This window comes from Actinomycetota bacterium, from assembly GCA_035759705.1.
Taxonomy (GTDB): domain Bacteria; phylum Actinomycetota; class CADDZG01; order JAHWKV01; family JAHWKV01; genus JAJCYE01.
Genome location: DASTUJ010000134.1, coordinates 1 through 3067, shown reverse-complemented (window position 1 = coordinate 3067; position 3067 = coordinate 1). Strand labels below are relative to the sequence as shown.

The window sequence follows — 3067 nt, the reverse complement described above, 5'->3', positions numbered from 1 at the left end:
CCGGCCCATAGGGCCGGCGCTGCATTTCGGAACAGGTTTTCTCATGCCGGCCGCTGACGGCGCCGGAGGCGGCCCCCACGGCTGGCCGCGACGCCGGGGCCCGAGGGCCCCGGCACGCAGTCGGGGGGAGGTTCGGAGGGGGGCCTGCCCCCCTCCGAGTCCTAAAAGTCGCCCATGCCTCCCATGCCTTCCATGCCGCCGCCGTGGCCGCCGCCGTTCTTCTCCTCCGGCTTGTCGACGATGACGCACTCGGTGGTGAGGAACAGGGCGGCGATGGACGCCGCGTTCTGGAGGGCGGACCGGGTGACCTTGGCGGCGTCGATGACGCCGGCCTTGAACAGGTCCTCGTAGTCGCCGGTGGCGGCGTTGAGGCCGGTGGGGCCGTCGAGGTTGCGCACCCGCTCGACCACGACACCACCCTCCATGCCGGCGTTGATGGCGATCTGCTTCAGCGGCTCCTCGAGGCTGCGGGCCACGATGCGGGCACCGGTGGCCTCGTCGCCGTGCAGGGTCAGGGCCAGCTCCAGGACCTTGGCCTGGGCACGGAGCAGGGCCACGCCACCGCCGGGCACGACACCCTCCTCGACCGCGGCCTTGGTGGTGCTGACCGCGTCCTCGATGCGGTGCTTCTTCTCCCGCAGCTCGACCTCGGTGGCCGCGCCGACCTTGATGATGGCGACGCCACCGGAGAGCTTGGCCAGGCGCTCCTGGATCTTCTCCCGGTCGTAGTCGGAGTCGGTGTTCTCCATCTCGGCCTTGAGCTGGTTGACCCGGCCCTTGATCTCCTCGGGGGAGCCGGCGCCCTCGACGATGGTGGTCTCGTCCTTGGTGACGGTGACCTTGCGGGCCCGGCCCAGCATGTCCAGCGTCACGTTCTCGAGCTTGAGACCGACGTCCTCGGTGATGACCTGGCCGCCGGTAAGGATGGCGAGGTCCTGGAGCATGGCCTTACGGCGCTCGCCGAAGCCGGGGGCCTTGATGGCCACGGACTTGAACGTGCCCCGGATCTTGTTGACCACCAGGGTGGCGAGGGCCTCGCCCTCGACGTCCTCGGTGACGATCAGCAGGGCCTTGCCCGACTGCATGACCTTCTCCAGGACGGGCAGCAGGTCGCGGACGGCGGAGATCTTCTGGCCGGCGAGGAGGATGTAGGGGTCGTCGAGGTCGGCCTCCATGCGCTCCGGGTCGGTGACGAAGTAGGGCGAGATGTAGCCCTTGTCGAGGCGCATACCCTCGACCAGCTCCATCTCCATGCCGAAGGTCTGCGACTCCTCGACGGTGATGACACCGTCCTTGCCCACCTTGTCGATGGCCTGGGAGATGGTGTCGCCGATCTCGGTGTCGGCGGCGGAGATGGACGCCACCTGGGCGACCTGCTCCTTGGACTCGATCTCGACCGAGATCTCCTTGATGCCCTCGACGGCCCGGACCACGGCGGCCTCGATGCCCTTCTTCAGGGACATGGGGTTGGCGCCGGCGGCGACGTTGCGCAGGCCCTCCTTCACCATGGCCCACGCCAGCACGGTGGCGGTGGTGGTGCCGTCACCGGCGACATCGTCGGTCTTCTTGGCTACTTCCTTGACCAGCTCGGCGCCGATGCGCTCGTAGGGGTCTTCGAGGTCGATCTCCTTGGCGATGGAGACACCGTCGTTGGTGATCGTGGGCGCGCCCCACTTCTTGTCGAGAACCACGTTGCGACCCTTGGGGCCCAGCGTGACGCGAACCGCGTCAGCCAGCTGGTTCATCCCGTTCTCCAGGGCCCTGCGTGCGTGCTCGTCGAACGCGATCATCTTCGGCATACGTGTGCTTCCTCCTCTTCGGCCCGGTCACCGGGCCGTTAGCACTCTCTACTGTCGAGTGCTAACCAGCAAACCACGTGCGGGGAGGATGTGCAACCGGGGCGGAGCCCACGCCGGCGGCCGGGCACAACAGTTCCTCAACTTCGGGACCTTTGACCCTACGTGTCTGCCGCGACACGCAAAAGGCTAGAGGGCGACAGAGACCAGCGGAACCGGGATCGGGAAGCGGCCACCAGGCACCTGACCTGGGGGTCGAGCAGCGATGGATGAGCGGCGAGCGAGGGGCCGCAGGCGTTGCCTCTTGCATGTGCGCGTCCTCCGGAGGAGCGATTGGAGATGACCATGAGTGAGGGTTCAGCAGGAAGCGCCAGGCGGCGCCGGATAGCAGTGATCGGCCTCGTGGCCGCCATGGCGGTGGCGTCGATGTCGACGGCGGGTACCGGCGGCGCCGGCGCCCAACCCGTGTCCGACCAGGCCTTCTCGGCCTACGGGACGGGGACCGTCGTCGGGTTGAACGTCCTGAGGCTCGGCAACGTGCAGGTCCTGAACGCCCAGGTCGGCTTCGCCGGGCAGTCCATGAACTCGAAAGGTCTGGGGACGGCCATCACCAACGAGTTGGGCTACGTCGCCCAGCCCAGCCAGCCGGCCAAGTCGGCCTACGGTCGCGGCACCGGGCTCGAGATCGGCCTGCTCACGCCCCACCCGTCCAACCCCGACCCGAACCAGATCCTGCTGGCCGGGCTGGCCCAGTCGAGCGCCCCGCCGATCAACGGACCGGTCGTGAAGCAGATCGGGCCGATCAACCTGGGCCCGATCCTGTGGGCCAACCTCCTGCGGGGGAAGGCCCAGACCGCCTCTGACCCCTCCACGTGCACCGTCGGCAAGCCGGTGTCGTTCGGTCAGGCCGAGGTGGCCAGGGTCGACCTGCTGAACACCGGCGGCACCGGCCCCGAGGGCGAGTTCCTGGCCCCGCTGGTGAGCACGTCGCTGCCCGAGGACCGGAACGTGGCCCAGACCCGCACGTTCAGCTACCTGATCGCCAACGGTGACGGGACGTTCGGCGTGGTCAGCGAGACGCACCAGCAGGTGGCGCCGATCAACCTCCTGAACGGGGCGATCACGATCGAGCTGCTGGGCGAGTGGGTGCTGCGCACCACCGCCACCGGCAAGCCCGGTGGCGCCAAGGTGGAGTACGCGCCCGTCGGCGCCGGCCCCCAGACGCCGGTGCTGCGGGTCAAGCTGTTCAACAACCCGACGAGCACGCTCAA

Annotated in this window: 2 protein-coding genes; one reads left to right on the top strand and one right to left on the bottom strand. The window is 68.7% G+C overall.

Translation table 11 applies throughout. From position 1 onward, the window contains the following. Nucleotides 1-161: 161 nt before the first annotated feature. Entirely contained in the window at nucleotides 162-1799 is a 1638-nt protein-coding gene (gene groL / locus VFV09_09295) for a chaperonin GroEL (protein ID HEU4867910.1), read from the bottom strand. A gap of 342 nt (nucleotides 1800-2141) precedes the next feature. On the opposite strand from groL, the gene VFV09_09290 reads away from it, so the two are divergent. After that, the coding region (locus VFV09_09290; protein HEU4867909.1) for a hypothetical protein at nucleotides 2142-3067 on the top strand (926 nt) is incomplete at its 3' end.

Coding starts and splice junctions, on each gene's coding strand:
- groL (HEU4867910.1), bottom strand. CDS start 1,799: ATGCCGAAGATGATCGCGTTCGACGAGCACGCACGCAGGGCCCTGGAG.